Below are 13,855 nucleotides of genomic sequence, written 5' to 3'. Positions count from 1 at the left end.
TCTAATCAAGCTGTAAAGAAGGTTTTTTGGGTTGATGGCAGTAAGCAATCAGCCCACACAGCAAGTTCACACAAAAGTTTGTGGGACTGCGATGTCGGGAATGTTCAATCTGTGAGATGTTCTTCAGTTGGTCAATAACTGTCTCAATCAAAGCCCGCTTACGAGCAAAAAGTTTATCTTGATAAACCATCAAATGATGCTTCATATTTCGACGAGGTTTAGCCATTAGGGTCACCTCATGTTCCTCTTGAAGATGCTGGGCTAAAGATTGTGAGACATAGCCTTTATCGGCAAAGACTTTACCCCATAAGTCTTGCAATAACTCCACTACAGGTTGGCGGTCATCGGTATTTCCGGGCGTCACTTGGACGTTGAGTAATTCTCCTCGCTCATTGATGACCAGGTGTAGTTTGAAGCCGAAGAACCATCCCACCGAAGTCTTGCCCCTTGCCGCGCAACCTTCAAAAACACGGTGTTGAGAGATACGGCGATTATGGCAAACCTTGATGCTGGTGGCATCAATGAAGCTAATACCAGTGCATTGTCCGAAGCATCGTCGCAGATATGTACAGAGAGGAATCAAGCTCGAAGGTATCCATGTCACAAAGCGTTGATAGCTCACAGCTAGAGGAAACTCTTGTTGCCAATCGCATTTCACCTTGATGAGATAGAAATGCTTGAAATTTCGATAGTGAGATTGATGGAAAGCAATGAGAATAGTCATCACCTCACTCAGACTGAGGCTTCTCTGACGGCGACGGTATTTTTTGCCAGAGCCGAGTAACGCTTGATGCCATAAGGGTTCAAAGACTTGGCAGAAATCATCAACATGGCAAAACAGAGCCTCTAGACTGGACATGGGAGAAAGCCGTGGATTCGTTACAACTTCCACGATATGGGCTTTCTCCTTTTCTTTCCTTATCCAGAACTCACGTTTTTTAGTCAAGTTCTGGTGCGGGAGATGATTCGAGTAGAGGTTGCCAATATTCGGATAAGGCAAGGTCTAATTCGGGAGCATAACGAAGGCTTGTAAACAGATTGCCAAAAAAGTTGGTGACGGGAATATTGTCATAAAATGCCCCAAAATCACTGGGTTGGTTGCCGCCAAGATGTCGAGAAATCACGTTGAATCCTAATCGTCGAATACGGTTTGGTCGGAGGGGCTCTTTGTTTCTGACCCAATCCCGCAGGGTGTTTTTGTCCTTGAGGCTGCTTTGGAGATAATTCAATATTTCTGTTTGATTGTTAGAATGCAAAGCTTTTTTGAGATAAAATTCGGCTTCGTCTGGAGATAACCACGCGGCGATCGCCAAGGCCCATTTTTCGTTATTATTAATGGCCGATTCGAAGGCTTGAATCTGTGCAGAAGTTAAATCCTGCTGCCAAGTTTCAGGGTCGATATTATCGAGATCGAGCAACAGTTGGCCGAGGGAAAAGTTACTAGCCTGAAAATCCTCTGCTGCTCCTAAGTCATTGCCGTAATACCAGCGTATTGCACCTCGATTTTGGTGGAGCCAAGTTTGTAAGGCTTGATTTTTGTTATCTGTCTGGTCGAGTAATGCGGTGAAAATTTCATCAGTGCGTCGCAACATTGCTGGATAGTATTCTTGCCACTTGGGATCGAGCCATAGTGGACTAGTTGCAAATGCTGGGAAACGAACAAACTCAATAGCGATCGCCTCAATTGCTTTTTCTGGTTCACCGCGTTTTAGCCAGCTCTCTCCCAGACCGACAAGCGTTAAGCGGTGGTAGGGCATTAGCTCCAGCGCTCGACTAAAATAACCCGTCGCCACAGTGGGTGTATCGACTAGAGTGAGCCAGCCTAAACTGCTTTGCCCAAATTCGTAGTTTGGTGATGTGGCGATCGCCCGTTGGAACCAGAGAATGGCTTCTTCGCGGAGAGTTTGACTAATGTCCGATGGATTATTACCCCAGAGTGCAACTTCCCCCAGTGACCACCCCAATTGATAGGCATAGTATGGTTGCCAAGGTGCGAGTGAATAAGCTGTGGTTAATTGATCGACAAAATTTTCTAGCTTTTCCTGTCGCAACGATTGAAAGGCCTGATGGGAATAGGCAAAGGCTGTATTCATCGGAATTGACCAACTCAGGATTCCTACGAGTGTGAGACCAATTAGGCTGAGGGCTAGCGGTTGGAAAATGGGTTTCAGCGATAGTACTGGCGTGACATAGCGATGGTACAGATTGGTCAGTAGAGAGATATAGAGCAACAAAAATCCGGTAATTGCAATGACATCCAATTGATAATCTGTCAGAGCCATTACGCTATAGCCTGCTCCCGCTGCTCCGATGGCGTAGAGCAAGAGTTTGTCTTCCGAGGCGATCGCCTCCCAAATGTTAGGTTGCAATAATTTCCACCACATTTTGGTGAGTAAAAACAAACCGAGAACTATTGTCAAAATGCCGGTGAATCCCAGCTCTGCCCAAATTTGTACGGGAGTACTGTGGAGTTGAAATAAGATCTCTGCTTCTAGCCCAGCCCAAACTGGACGAAATTCTTGGTATAGCAAAGCTGTGGAACCTAAACCTTGTCCTGCGAGCGGTTGATCCCAACCCATTTGCCAGCCTGTATAGGCCGTAATCCAACGGTATGCAAATTCACCACCCTGTTGTCCGAGGGTGAAAAGTCCTGTGAAAGTGCCCCGTAGTCGATCGTTTTGGGTTGCCCATATGACCAGCAGAGTAAATCCTGCTACACTGCTGAAACTTAACCAGCGACGTGGTAATGAGCTTTTTCGGAGGAGTAAAATGACGATCACGCCAAAAGCAACGAATAATCCGAGCCAACCTCCCCGCGAATTGGTGGAATAAAACGCGACTACACTCATACCGCAGCCCACGATCCAAAGCCATCGTTGCCAAGATTTTGCGGCGATCGCCAAACTGATTAACAGCGGTAGAGCAAGTAATAAAAATCCTGCTACGTAATTCGGATGTCCAAAAGTTGCCCAATTTCGTAAGGTGACACTAGAAAATCGATAGCTTGCCTCAATACCTAACGCTCTTAAATCAGCAAGGCGTGATAGCTCTGGTGAGACGGTATCTTTGAGCCACAGCGTTAAGCTCCAGACACTAAACCCAATGCATAGTAATCCCTGTGCCAACAACAGTGGATGAGTGAGTAATGATTGTGGTTCGTCATTCTTCGGTTGTCTCAACCAAAAGTGATGTAGCCCATACAAAATACCGACATAGGCAATATCTACGGCGCTATACAACACTGCTATTTCAGTAAATTGGGCAGTCAACAGCGACAAACTCAGCGTGGCAATGAGGCAAAAAATGATCCAGTCTAAGCCACCACCTAACCACACCAAACCTTTTGATTCGTCGTCTTGTTTGCCCCAAATATTGGCGATCGCCCAGATGCCGCCGCAGAGAAATCCTCCTTGCACAAGATAAAACCATGGGAAGCCAACTATCAGACTATGGTTATCGGGCATTAGTACCGCCCAACCATAAACCCCAAATGTAATGAGTCCGAGGCTGAGACTAAAAACTCGTAACAGGCGATCGCGCATAAGATTTCACGCATTCAATAACTCTCCCAATCTTAAGAGAACTGGCATTCTTCTTTTCAGACACTCTTTAGAATTGAAATAGAGTCGGTTAAACCTGAAGAAGCTATCTGTGGTGTGTGATGAGAAAGGTCGAAGTTGTTGCTCATAACCTCAGTTGGAAGAAGGAATTTGAGCAAGAGTCGCGATATTTAGTCAAGGCTTTAGGCGAAAATCTCAAGGCTCTCCATCACATTGGCAGTACTGCAATTCCCGGTATTTACGCCAAGCCGATTATTGATTTTCTAGGGGAAGTGGAGACGATCGCCGCAGTTGATTTCTGTAATTCGACAATGGAAAATCTCGGTTATGAAGCGATGGGAGAGTTCGGTATTGCGGGGCGACGGTACTTTCGGAAAGATAATGCTGCGGAAATTCGCACCCATCATATCCATATTTTTGAAATGGGGTCAGCGGAAATTGGACGACATTTAGCATTCCGAGACTACATGAGAACTCATCCTGAAGAAGCCCAAGCCTACAGCAATCTCAAACGAAAACTTGCCAAAATCCATCCCACTGATATCGAAGCCTGTATGGATGGCAAACACGATTTTATTCAAGCGATGGATAGAAAAGCGGCTTTGTGGCGAATCAAAATTTAGTTATTTTGAATAATGATTGGGTCATAAACTGCGCATTGCTTCTGCTGCTTTTCTGAAAGGTGAACTGAAAGTTTTGTTTTGTTGAGGTTGGCTTCAGTGAGATTGGCTCCTTCGAAGCTTGCTCCCTTCAAGTTGGTTTCTGTGAGATTAGCCCTTTCGAGATTAGCTCCAATGAGAATAGCTCTTTCTAAGTTGCTGTTTGTGAGGTTTGCTCCCGTGAGGTTTGCTTGTCCCAGTCTGGCTCTATTGAGGTTGGTTTTCCAGAACGTTACTCCTATAAGATTCGCTTCCCGGAGGTAGCTATCACATAGTTTGGTGTACCAGAGGTTGGCTCTTTCGAGATTGGCTTTATCAAGTTTGGCTCTTGTGAGATTTGCTCTTGTGAGATTTGCTCCCTGAAGATTTGCTCCCTGAAGATTTGCTCCCTCAAAATTACCTCTTGCTGCATTCAAATTTTCTAATTCTGCATCATTTAGCTCGATACCTTTAAGAACAGATAAAGTGGTTGCTTCGAGTTGTATATCTTCTTCAGAATCAGTGTGTTCCACATAACCTGTCAATTTAAGAGAGCGTAGAAAAAACATTACTTGATTCATACGCTCTGTACTCAGTTCTCTGAGGATATTTGCTGTTAAGGCTCGGGCTATGTGATATGTCTCGCTTTCTTGTTCCGTCTGAGCCAATTTGTTTTCCACAACAAGCGTAGAAATTCTATCAAAGTAATATTTGAGATCTGCTTGTTCTCTTTGTTCCTCTCTCTCCTGCTTTGCTAATTTTTCTCTAGATTCTCTTTCTTTTTTAGCTTCTCTTTGTGCTTGCTCTTGCTCTGCATTAGCCCGTTCTTCTGACTGCTGATTTAGCCAATAGCCACCAACACCAACAACAATAGGGAAAAGTAAACCTATAGTCCATTCTCTTATCTCTTCACGCTGTTCTCTATCGTCTAACTGGTATATCATTCGTCCCCCGCAGACACAAAGAAGACCGATTAGTCCCCATAGCCAAGGAGATTTGAAGAATTTGAATTGCGACATAGAAACGAAAACGAAGAAAGATCATTTGGCCTATATCCTCAGTATAAAGATTCAGACATCTTCGCTCAATTTCGTTTTTTAGATAGAAGCTTAACAATCGCCTCCTAAATCTATGCAAAAAAAAGAAGACCCCTACGGCAAAATGCAGGAGTCAGGGTTGAACAAAATAGTTCTGTATCGTGTTTCGTCTAAATTTTTCAACTTAGTCGCAAAGCAAACAAATCTAAATTTTGTTGAGGTTGATGCCAGCTTCTTTAGCCATTGCATCGATACCTTTCTTCTCAAGGGTCTTAATCGCCTTAGTGGAGAGACGAAGGCGCACAAAGCGGTTCCCTTCAGGCCACCAAACACGTTTCCACTGGAGATTAACTTGTTGTAATTTTTTAGTACGGCGGTGGGAGTGAGACACGGCCATAGCGTTATTGGCTTTCTTGCCGGTAAGCTGGCATCTACGGGACATAACGGAATAACTCCTAACAATTTCTATAATAAGCAATCCAATCTACAATCATAGGGCATTATCGAAGAGAGTTAAAGTCTATGCAACGCGGAAAATTGACAGCGATTATTACTGGTGCTATATCCTTGCTCGTGGCGATCGCCTATTTACTGCTTGTGCAGATTATGGATTTTCGCGGTGAAATGAAGCCTGCACCCATGATGCAGTTGCCCACTGTTCAAGTTGAATTGGTTGCAGCTCCATATTTTCTGAAGTGATGTTTCTAGCGGGTGAGCGATCGCCGTTTTGATTTCTGCCAACTGCTGCCTACCCCATCAGAAATGCCGCGAGCAATTAAACCCAATGCTCTGCCAATGACGTTTGTGAGTACATAAACGACGATTTCTCCCAGCCAAGCAACAATGGCACGGAGTCGCGGGGCAAGGGCATCGCGTAATTCTAAAATCATGGTTACTGCCCATGCCAATCCTTCTAGATTGGCTAAATCTTCATGGCGCGGTGCGTAAATCTTCTCTCGGTCAATACCAGCTGTCGAAAAATGCAGTAGAGAATAGCGGCTTTCAAAGATATCCTTCGGTTCAAACCAGTATTGTTCGCGGCGATACTGCCACGATAGATCATTACGGAAACGGGCGATTTCCCGAGAAGAACGAATTTTGCGATTGTACAAATTGTGTTTGAAAATTTCCGACTCGCTAAAGCTATTCAACACAAATTGCATCACACCATTACCGATTTGAATCACTAAATTCTCTAGAATTAACTGCGATCGCCCAATTGCTTCTTGTGCCTCTAATCGATATTCAACATTATCGATGGTGAGGGGTTTACCGAGTAGTAAATATTGGAAGAGTTCGAAGCTATAGGGTACAGCGCGTAATGTGGTCTCTTGGATGGCGATCGCCCCACGATTTAGCAGTTCGATAAATTCATCAGACTGGCTATCTTCTTCGGGAGCATAACGACTAATAAATTCTTGGGTACTAAAACGCCAAATATTACGGAGACTTCGTTTTTGCCGTTTCTCGAAAGCCTCTTTATCTAGCTTGTTCCATTGAGGGTCATTGAGGATTTGGGTCAGTTGTTGCAGGATAATGTAGTACAGTTCCCGCTGTTTATCGACGGACAAAATATCCGTTTCGAGAGTACTTTTTGTCGCGTTAAATAAACTGAGATTTAGCTTTAGATTTGTTTTTTCGAGCAGCATTTGCCACTGGGTATTCGTCGTCGCTAATCCCAGTTTTTCGAGAGAAACAATCTGTGTCGAAGTGGGTGCTTCCGGTTGTGGCTCTGGCGGATTAATCGGTTGGATACTAAGCGTTGTTTGCGGTAACAATTGTCGCACCACCCAAGCCGCGGCTTTGAGTTCTCGGCGGCGACCTTCCCCCACCATACGATTGAGGGCGGCAATATCTTCTCTATTTAAATACGTTTCAACATGATCAAGAGTACGATAAATATCGCTCAGTCCTCGCCGCCGCATATTCGCTAAAATATTTTGATTTTTGATGCGAGGTCGTTGTGACCAAATAATTTCTCCGGCAACCACTTGCTCCAGCGTCGTAATAATTATGGCGATCGCCGTGCCTTTAGGGAAATAACCCTGAATGCCTTCTTGTTTCGCTTGGATTAACCGTTCTGTGTCGAGCTGGCTGGTAAATAAAACAATCGGAGTCTCGTCATAAAGCCGTTGCAATTCCCGATATCTGAGCCAATTTTCGTCACTTTGCCAACTGGGTTCACAGAGGACAATATCAGCGGCAGGTGTTTGGATTTGACCGAGTACGTTGTCAAACGGTTCTGCGGCGATCGCCCAATCCGTTTCCTGCGCTAATGCTGTGCAAAACCCAACGCGAAAAATGGGATCATCATCAACGAGTAACAGTTTCATAGCGAGCTAGAACGACAGTAATTGATCTAGTTTAATCCCAGACTATCGCTGATACAGAGCAATTCACAATAAAATCGAGATTTCCCCGCGTTTACCGCATTAAAAAACTGCTTTCTTCTGGGTCGGGCGATCGCGGCGAGTCTCCTAGTCTTAGGTTGATGAGGATATAACAGGTGACCACCGTCAGCACACCTACCACCAAAATCACTGCGAGTAGAGGAGTCGGTTTAGGAGGATTTTGATAATGAGGATTTGTGGCGTGATTTAAGGCGATTTCTTGATCAACCAGCATTTTTGCATCCCTTAAACCCAAGCCTGTTTCCGCGCGGACGCGTTTTAATGCTTCAATTCTTTGCCCTGCGCGAATAGCTTCTAGTACATATTCCGAGAGTGGTTGGTTATCCTCAAGCATCGCAATTTAATGAACTCTTACTCTTCAATATTGCGCCAACATTCTTCCCAAATTTCCCTTAGTTTAAAAAGTGCAACGGGTGGCTACTTCTCCAAACCTATCGTCCAAACCGTTTAGCCTTGCGTGGTATAGGGGTGAACGGAAGCTTTGCCCAGTCTGCAATCATTTGCCCTAACCACTCGCTTTTTTCATAAGGTTGCCGAAAGATAAGCGTTATAGAAGACTTCCCCTTTAATTGCAGACCCCAACTCGGAAAACTGTCTTTACCTCTGTCACCATCTTTTATCTGTACTACGCTCTGGATATTACTTTTGGGGATTTTTCTTGTCCGGTGCCAACGCCATAATTTCGTATGAATGGTGAGATCGGCATAATCCAGATGGAAAGACTGTTTGCTGAATAAGGCATTGATCAGCACAATTGCAGCGACAAGATCTGCTGCCCAAAAAAAGATCACCATCACCAGCGGAATCGGTTCACTCGTGTTTACTGATGTGCCTTGTAATCCTTCGATATAGGCAACTAGCAATCCGAGGCAGCCGACAGTCCAGAGAGAGAGCCACACCATTAGAAAGATATTCATCTCGTCCATGCCCGTCCGCTCATAGTCAATCACCATGCGATATTGACCGAGAGGTTTAACACTCAAGCCTTTGGGGACAGGTTCTGGATAATGCATTAGGTTTAACCTGATGGGAATAGGATAAAAAATCCCTCTTTCCCTATCAAAACACAGCTCTCTAAAAGGGCGATCGCCATGTAAATAATTCATTCCTTTCAACAAAAAAGAGAAGACTAAAGCACCTTCTCTTTCTTCATATTTTAAAAATTGTGCGTTCCTTAATCATCCATTGTCTTATCTTGGACACCACGCATAATCCGAGTTAGCTCACTCTTTTCATCCACAGCAATCCTAGTGGGAGAACCACTGATAATCCGCTCATAATTCCGGAACGAATCCTTAATCTGAGCACCACCCTCACTAATCGAGTACTCACGAATACCCTTGTCATGCCATGATCCCCGCATCTTAAAGACATTGAGCGCACGGGACATTTCGCCGCGAATCTCCACATATTGCAGCATTAAAATCGTGTCGGTAATTGTCGAGATATGGGATTCAGTAATCGAGTGCGCTCCCATAAACTGATCAGTTGTATTCGTGAAGAAACCAGTGATTTCCTCTTGTTTTGCGTAGCCTGTTACGCCGATCACAAACTGACGGAAAGCATTATTCGTCACACCTCTAGCTAAAGCTGAGAGAGAATCAATCGCAATTCGAGAAGGCTTAAATTCAGAAATCTCCGACTTAATCATCTGTAGATGATCTTCTAAACCAGCCGACTCTGGGTAAGAACAGAGCAACTTCAATAGACCTTTCTGTTCCATCTCTTCAAAGTCAATTCCCCAAGATGATGCATTTCGAGAGAGCTGTGCGCGGGATTCTTCATAAGCAAACAAAATTGCTCGTTCTCCTTTCCGACAACCCTCCTCAAGGAATTTACTAACGAGGAGTGTTTTTCCAGTACCCGTTGCACCCGTTGCAAGAATAATTGAATCCTTGAAGAAACCACCGCCGCACATGCCATCCAATGTTTCCACACCGGAAGAAATTCGTGCATTGGAAGACCGTTGAGTGAGGCGCATTGCACCAAGCGGAAAGATATTAATGCCGTCGTTGGTGATTGTGAACGGATACTCTCCTTTCATGTGGGTAGTACCGCGTAGCTTGAGAATTTCGATTGTGCGTCGCCGTCGCTCGCCTTCGAGAACATTTCGCAAAATGACGACATTATCAGACACAAATTCCTCAACGCCAAAACGTGCAACAGGGCCATATTCATCAAGACGTTCTGTGGTCATGATGGACGTTACTGCCAAATATTTGAGGCGAGCTACTAATCGGAAAATTTCACGACGTACGACTGGCGCTGCGTCATACTGCTGAAAAACGGCTGTTACCGAGTCAATAGAAACTAGCTTGGCATCATATTTACGAATGGCATATTGAATCCGTTCGATCAATGCTGACAGGTCAAAGTTACCGACTACCTCTTGACCATCGGGGTCAGGGGAAGCATCAAGGATAAAGAGTTTGCCCTCATCTACTAAACTCTGGAGATCCCAACCGAAACTGTGCGCATTTTGAATAATGTCGCGGGGTGATTCCTCGAAGGTAACAAAGAGTCCGGGGTAGTCGAAGTGTTTAATGCCGTGGTAGAGAAACTGAATGGCAAGGAGAGTCTTTCCTGTACCGGAAGTACCACTGACAAGGGTTGTTCTCCCAGAAGGTAAACCACCGTGACTGATTTCGTCGAGGCCTTCAATGAGGGTACGAATTTTCTGTACGCCTTTGATGGCTCCATTATTAGCAGAGGTAGGCTGATTCATGGCTTAACGTCTGGGGTATAAAAAAAGAGATTAAAAGGAAATAAAAAAGGGTGAAAAGGGATTTAAAAAAATTCGATACTCTGGCAAGGGTGAGCATCGGTATAAAACTCAGTGCTCAAGCCATGATAGTCGAGGGTTTGTGCTGTTCGACTATGTGATAGGAGACGTCAATATCTTGGGGTTGGTACCAAGCAAAAATCTGATGATGGGCGATCGCCACGATTGTGTGAATTACAAATCATTTTCACGTTCTAAGAACTCCTCATATAACAAATCCAAGCCGATTAGGACTTTCTCTCGGTCTGAGAGATCACCAATAATTTTCCGGACAGGGGGCGGCAAAACTTTTGAGAGGGTCGGTGTTGCCAATATTTTGTCTTCTTCTGCAAGCTGAGGATTTTGCAAAACATCAATCACTTTGAGCGCATACACGCCTTTGAAATCAATTTCTAAAATATTTTTGAGCGTTTTTAAAGCACGGACTGAATTCGGAGTGTTACCAGCCACGTAAAGCTTCAAAACATAAGTTTTTTTTAGGGGATTCATAAGAAGTCATGTGGGGTAGAAAAAGTGAGAAATGAAGTGCATTTAGAAGATCATACAAACCATCCTAATCCATCCGCATTAGGAGTTCAAAAGGTAGGTCTTCCCTTGGGATTGAGCGGCGATACATTTCACAGAGGTGCGCCACAATATCAATTAAGGTGAGGCGATAATCTAAAAGTATTTCTTCACTACGTCCTTCAAGCTTCAGTTGTTGGGCAAAATCATCCATTAATGCCATGTGTGTTTCAAGGATATAGGAGACAGAAACATCAGCAAAAAAAGCCTGGTTGACAAACTGATCAATCGCCTGATTAGTAGGAGGAGCACCATTGAAATAATCGAGGACAATTTCACGGTAATCTGCGATGAAATCCTGCTTGAATTTACGCTGTTCTTCCTCAGATAAATTACGGTAAAAATACTGTGGATTTCGTTTGTAATAAACGCCGAGATAGCCTAATCGTTCGCGTAATTTCTCAGCCAGGCGGCGCTGTTGTAGGAGGAGAAAATTTTGCTGTTGGTTGTTACTGTCGATCTCCTCTGGTGTGGTGGGATTATCGGACAGAGCGCAGCTTGGGGCTAAGTTCAGGAATTGGGCGATCGCCTGATCGATAGACGATGTCAATGACCGAAGATTCTCAAACGAGATATATTGTTCTGCACTGTGATAGAGAAATTTGCCCTTTTCTTTCTGTTCTATCGCTTGGTGTGATTGCGTAAAAAATATTAGGCTTGGCAGCAAAATTCTCAACTCTGAAAGTTGATTTGGGGTGTGATCTAGCTCAGAGTCATACTGGATAATGAGGCAATCAATATTCTCTTTCTTTTCAACGATAATGTCGTAAGCTTCTCGACTATTCTCATGGTGATCCACCATGTACCGATCATCAATCAGCGATGAAGAAAATTGTTCCTTCAAAGTTTCACTTAAACCAATTGTATGGATAACAAGTTTAGACAAAGGATTATACAGAGGATGATTGACGATTAGGTAGAGAACAGTACTTTGTAAGAGCTTAGTTTTCGGATGATTATAAAGAAAATCTTGAGTTTCTTGTTTTGATTATGATTAGTCTAGTGTTTGGAACAACAATTAATCAGCAAAGAAACCATATATTAAAAGATTTTCTGAGGGATACGCATCAGCTTATAAGGGGATTTTTCCTGAATTATCTCAGAATTTAGAATGGTGAATGGTAAGTTTGTTAGATATTTATTTCGGCTAATGATTAAAATAGTCTCTTCTTGATCTGATGCTCCACTCTGTTGGATGAACCGAATTGCTTCTGATGGTTTATCAAAAAAATCGATGTGCTGCCCTGTATAAAAGACTAGGCTTGGCTTTTCAAACCCAATCATAACCACTTTCTCCTCCGGCTGCCTGACTTCAGTGATTGTTTTGGCGATTTCCCGGAGTCCGGCTTGGCGAGCTTGATCGAGCAGTGTCCCCATGGGTAGTAAAACACAGGTGATGAATAAAACCATGGCGCAAATATTGCTGACTAGAAGACCAAGACGAGAACGGTAGAGACTTACCCCTGCTGTAATTGTGGCGATCGCCCAGATGAGAGCGCCTGCAATCGGTAAGATCGATTCCCGAAAACTGCTGTCTAGATTGGGAGCTGCTGGATCGAAGCCAATAACTTGAGGGCTATAAATCATAAAGCCTGCTAAGAAGCCTAAAAACAAGACGTTAACCGCGCCACTCCACCAGAACCATTGACTTTTTTGTTCCGGTTCTAGGAGCATCTGGCTCCAAAGTAGGGCGACTAAAATTGCTCCTGCTGGCAATAGAGGGATTGTATAGCTGGGGAGTTTGGTGACGGCAATGGTGAAGAAGATGAAGATGGTGCTAAACCACGCCATCGCGAAAAGGCCGAGATGAGCATGGCGGGGTTGCTGTCGCCAATCACCGATTTTGTGGAGTTTGAGACGGGCGATCGCCGCAGGTAGATAAAGCGACCAAGGGATAAACCCAATTAAAACCACAGGGATGTAGAAATATAGTGGCGCTGCATGGCCATTTACCACACCCGTAAACCGATCGTAATTGTGGTAGCCAAAAAATGTATCGAGGTAGGTTTGACCATTGCGGAGAATGACCAACACATACCAAGGCACTGTGATTACAGAAAAAATGATGGCTCCAATCCAAGGCTTTGCTTCAAGAAAAACTGACCAAAAGCGACCGAGATACAGCAAAAAAAATATGATGGTTAGTCCCGGTAGAGCCAAACCTACAGGCCCTTTGGTGAGGACAGCTAACCCTAAACATGCATAAGCCGCAATGTACCAAATATTGGGAAGCCACCGATTCAGGGGACGACCGCCACTGCCATAGCCACAAAAAAAACAGACTAAGCCGCTACCCATACAGCCGTTGAGGAGCATATCAGAAACCCCAGTTCTTGCCCAGACAATAGTTTGGAGATTTAGGGCGATTAGGCTACTTCCCAGTAATGCTCCTAACCAGAGTTTTTGTTTGGTCTTCGATTCGTCGGGTTGTGCGGCCGTTGCTGCCGTCGGAAAACCATATTTATACAGCACCAAAAATATCATCGCCATTAGAGCGATCGCCGCGAGAGCAGAAGGTAATCTCGCCCCCCAAGCATTCACTCCCACAATTTTGTAGGCGATCGCCATTAGCCAGTAGACCAAAGGTGGTTTGTCAAAGCGAGTGACGTCGTTGTAATAGGGCGTAATCCAGTCCCCTGTGACCAGCATTTGACGAGCTGCCTCCGCAAACATCGGCTCCGTTTCGTCCACCAAACCCACACTGCCCAATCGCCATAGAAATGCTAATCCCCCCACAAAACAGAGGGTGATCGCGGTCAAAACATGAAGGAGACGAGGAGATTTTTCAGTGGTGCGAAACCAACGCTGAAGGATAGGGGATTGCTGCATGAAAAGAAAAACAAAGATTGATGAGATTGTACCC

General features: G+C 44.4%; 13 protein-coding genes. 2 read left to right on the top strand and 11 right to left on the bottom strand.

Going from position 1 to position 13,855, the window contains the following annotated elements:
* Window position 1: 1 nt before the first annotated feature.
* Both LEPTO7376_RS04700 and LEPTO7376_RS04695 read right to left on the bottom strand, forming a co-directional pair.
* Window positions 2–859 carry an IS982 family transposase gene (locus LEPTO7376_RS04700; protein ID WP_015133083.1) on the bottom strand — a complete coding sequence of 286 codons (858 nt, stop codon included), beginning with the start codon at window positions 857–859 and terminating at the stop codon, window positions 2–4.
* A gap of 79 nt (window positions 860–938) precedes the next feature.
* The gene (locus LEPTO7376_RS04695) at window positions 939–3,542 is read right to left on the bottom strand and encodes an O-antigen ligase family protein (RefSeq protein ID WP_015133082.1); all 2,604 of its coding nucleotides are present in this window, start codon (window positions 3,540–3,542) and stop codon (window positions 939–941) included.
* A 119-nt stretch (window positions 3,543–3,661) separates the two neighbouring features.
* Here LEPTO7376_RS04695 and LEPTO7376_RS04690 point away from each other — a divergent pair, with 119 nt between their 5' ends.
* Entirely contained in the window at window positions 3,662–4,183 is a 522-nt protein-coding gene (locus LEPTO7376_RS04690) for a GrpB family protein (protein ID WP_015133081.1), read from the top strand.
* On the opposite strand, the gene LEPTO7376_RS26765 is transcribed toward LEPTO7376_RS04690, so the two are convergent.
* Complete coding sequence (locus LEPTO7376_RS26765) at window positions 4,180–5,142, bottom strand: pentapeptide repeat-containing protein (protein ID WP_051188718.1); 963 nt, start codon at window positions 5,140–5,142, stop codon at window positions 4,180–4,182. The two genes, LEPTO7376_RS04690 and LEPTO7376_RS26765, sit on opposite strands and share 4 nt — an antisense overlap.
* Before the next feature lie 298 nt (window positions 5,143–5,440).
* Window positions 5,441–5,677: a 50S ribosomal protein L28 gene (rpmB, locus tag LEPTO7376_RS04680; RefSeq protein WP_015133079.1), complete on the bottom strand. Its 237-nt coding sequence runs from the start codon at window positions 5,675–5,677 to the stop codon at window positions 5,441–5,443.
* 80 nt (window positions 5,678–5,757) lie between these two features.
* Between rpmB and LEPTO7376_RS04675 the strand changes: the two genes are divergently transcribed.
* Entirely contained in the window at window positions 5,758–5,934 is a 177-nt protein-coding gene (locus tag LEPTO7376_RS04675; protein ID WP_015133078.1) for a hypothetical protein, read from the top strand.
* 5 nt (window positions 5,935–5,939) lie between these two features.
* Here the strand turns inward: LEPTO7376_RS04675 and LEPTO7376_RS04670 are convergent, their stop codons facing one another.
* The 7 genes from LEPTO7376_RS04670 to LEPTO7376_RS04640 all read right to left on the bottom strand — a co-directional run bounded on the left by LEPTO7376_RS04670 (window position 5,940) and on the right by LEPTO7376_RS04640 (window position 13,821).
* Window positions 5,940–7,568 carry a DUF3685 domain-containing protein gene (locus tag LEPTO7376_RS04670; protein WP_015133077.1) on the bottom strand — a complete coding sequence of 543 codons (1,629 nt, stop codon included), beginning with the start codon at window positions 7,566–7,568 and terminating at the stop codon, window positions 5,940–5,942.
* A gap of 91 nt (window positions 7,569–7,659) precedes the next feature.
* Window positions 7,660–7,980, bottom strand: a complete 321-nt coding sequence (locus tag LEPTO7376_RS04665; RefSeq protein ID WP_015133076.1) for a ribosomal protein L7/L12 — start codon at window positions 7,978–7,980, stop codon at window positions 7,660–7,662.
* 97 nt (window positions 7,981–8,077) lie between these two features.
* Window positions 8,078–8,752: a hypothetical protein gene (locus tag LEPTO7376_RS04660; RefSeq protein ID WP_041763158.1), complete on the bottom strand. Its 675-nt coding sequence runs from the start codon at window positions 8,750–8,752 to the stop codon at window positions 8,078–8,080.
* A gap of 68 nt (window positions 8,753–8,820) precedes the next feature.
* On the bottom strand, window positions 8,821–10,371 hold the full coding sequence (kaiC, locus tag LEPTO7376_RS04655) for a circadian clock protein KaiC (protein WP_015133074.1): 1,551 nt from the start codon (window positions 10,369–10,371) through the stop codon (window positions 8,821–8,823).
* A 231-nt stretch (window positions 10,372–10,602) separates the two neighbouring features.
* Window positions 10,603–10,917 carry a circadian clock protein KaiB gene (kaiB, locus tag LEPTO7376_RS04650; protein WP_015133073.1) on the bottom strand — a complete coding sequence of 105 codons (315 nt, stop codon included), beginning with the start codon at window positions 10,915–10,917 and terminating at the stop codon, window positions 10,603–10,605.
* 64 nt (window positions 10,918–10,981) lie between these two features.
* Window positions 10,982–11,878, bottom strand: coding sequence for a circadian clock protein KaiA (locus LEPTO7376_RS04645; protein WP_398338988.1), 897 nt, complete (start codon window positions 11,876–11,878; stop codon window positions 10,982–10,984).
* Between the two features lie 155 nt (window positions 11,879–12,033).
* Complete coding sequence (locus LEPTO7376_RS04640) at window positions 12,034–13,821, bottom strand: glycosyltransferase family 39 protein (RefSeq protein ID WP_015133071.1); 1,788 nt, start codon at window positions 13,819–13,821, stop codon at window positions 12,034–12,036.
* Window positions 13,822–13,855: the final 34 nt, after the last annotated feature.

Origin of the sequence: [Leptolyngbya] sp. PCC 7376 (genome assembly GCF_000316605.1) — a bacterium.
In the GTDB taxonomy this organism is placed as follows: Bacteria; Cyanobacteriota; Cyanobacteriia; order Cyanobacteriales; family MRBY01; genus MRBY01.
This window is presented reverse-complemented; position numbering and strand designations above follow the sequence as displayed.